Origin of the sequence: Niabella pedocola (genome assembly GCF_021044425.1) — a bacterium.
In the GTDB taxonomy this organism is placed as follows: domain Bacteria; phylum Bacteroidota; class Bacteroidia; order Chitinophagales; family Chitinophagaceae; genus Niabella; species Niabella pedocola.
This window is the reverse complement of record NZ_JAJNEC010000010.1, coordinates 1-1,964: the sequence shown is the minus strand read 5'-3', so window position 1 is coordinate 1,964 and position 1,964 is coordinate 1. Positions and strand designations below refer to the sequence as shown.

Genomic DNA, 1,964 nt, shown 5'->3' with positions numbered 1-1,964 from the left:
CTAAAATCCAAAATCTCTTTGTGGAGGATATCGGAGTCGAACCGATGACCCTCTGCGTGCAAGGCAGATGCTCTAGCCAACTGAGCTAACCCCCCATTTTGGGCAGAAAGCTCAACACTTAATGCTTAACGCTTTCAGGCGTTTTGCGTTCAGCCTCTAGCCTTCAGCATTTTTTGTAGACCCGACCAGATTTGAACTGGTGACCCCTACATTATCAGTGTAGTGCTCTAACCAGGCTGAGCTACGGATCTATTTCTAATAAACCAATCTGATAATCGGATAATCAGCCTTGGCTATAGATTGCCGTACTCCAAATTGGCCATCAAATCTTATAAAAAGAACTTAAATAAATTTAAAAGTAGGAAACAACAGCACGGTAAGTGCTTGCTCTAAAAAGGAGGTATTCCAGCCGCACCTTCCGATACGGCTACCTTGTTACGACTTAGCCCCAATTACCAGTTTTACCCTAGGCAGCTCCTTACGGTTACCGACTTCAGGTACACCCGGCTTTCATGGCTTGACGGGCGGTGTGTGCAAGGTCCGGGAACGTATTCACCGTATCATTGCTGATATACGATTACTAGCGATTCCAGCTTCACGCAGTCGAGTTGCAGACTGCGATCCGAACTGAGAGAAGGTTTTTGGGATTAGCTTCCTGTCACCAGGTCGCAACCCTTTGTCCTCCCCATTGTAGCACGTGTGTAGCCCTGGGCATAAAGGCCATGATGACTTGACATCATCCCCTCCTTCCTCGCGTCTTACGACGGCAGTTTCACTAGAGTTCCCAGCGTTACCTGATGGCAACTAGTGATGGGGGTTGCGCTCGTTGCGGGACTTAACCCAACACCTCACGGCACGAGCTGACGACAGCCATGCAGCACCTTACATTCTGTGTATTGCTACAAAATTGACTTTCACCAACGATCAAAATGCATTCTAGCCCAGGTAAGGTTCCTCGCGTATCATCGAATTAAACCACATGCTCCACCGCTTGTGCGGACCCCCGCCAATTCCTTTGAGTTTCAATCTTGCGATCGTACTTCCCAGGTGGGATACTTAATGCTTTCGCTCAGACACTTATTGTGTATCACAAATGTCGAGTATCCATAGTTTAGGGCGTGGACTACCAGGGTATCTAATCCTGTTTGATCCCCACGCTTTCGAGCCTCAGTGTCAATATATGTGTAGCCAGCTGCCTTCGCAATTGGTGTTCTATGTCATATCTATGCATTTCACCGCTACATGACATATTCCGCTAACCTCCACAATATTCAAGACCAATAGTATCAATGGCAGTTTCCAAGTTAAGCTCGGAGATTTCACCACTGACTTACTAGCCCACCTACGCTCCCTTTAAACCCAGTGAATCCGGATAACGCTTGCACCCTCCGTATTACCGCGGCTGCTGGCACGGAGTTAGCCGGTGCTTATTCATCTGGTACCGTCAGACGAGAAAGAATTCCCTTTTTTCGTCCCAGATAAAAGAAGTTTACAATCCAGAGGACCTTCATCCTCCACGCGGCATGGCTGGTTCAGACTTGCGTCCATTGACCAATATTCCTTACTGCTGCCTCCCGTAGGAGTCGGGCCCGTGTCTCAGTGCCCGTGTGACTGGTCGTGCTCTCACACCAGTTAATGATCGTAGGCTTGGTGGGCCGTTACCCCGCCAACTACCTAATCATACGCACACCCGTCTTATAGCGCATCGCTGCTTTAATATCAGTGAGATGCCTCACCAACATGTTACGGGGTATTAATCCAAGTTTCCCTGGGCTATCCCCCACTAAAAGGAAGGTTGTGTACGTGTTCCGCACCCGTTTGCCGGTCTCAAGAAGTGCAAGCACCTCTCTACCCCACGACTTGCATGTATTAAGCCTGCCGCTAGCGTTCATCCTGAGCCAGGATCAAACTCTCCGTTGTAAATGAGTTTGACTTACTGACATCTAAAAATTCTCAAGAGAAAA

2 tRNA genes and 1 rRNA gene are annotated in these 1,964 nt (G+C 48.4%); all 3 read right to left on the bottom strand.

Annotation, left to right across the window (positions count from 1 at the left end):
* Window positions 1-21 precede the first annotated feature (21 nt).
* Window positions 22-95, bottom strand: a tRNA-Ala gene (locus LQ567_RS25950).
* An 81-nt stretch (window positions 96-176) separates the two neighbouring features.
* Window positions 177-251: transfer RNA gene (locus tag LQ567_RS25945), tRNA-Ile, on the bottom strand.
* A 142-nt stretch (window positions 252-393) separates the two neighbouring features.
* A 16S ribosomal RNA gene (locus LQ567_RS25940) occupies window positions 394-1,920 on the bottom strand.
* Window positions 1,921-1,964: the final 44 nt, after the last annotated feature.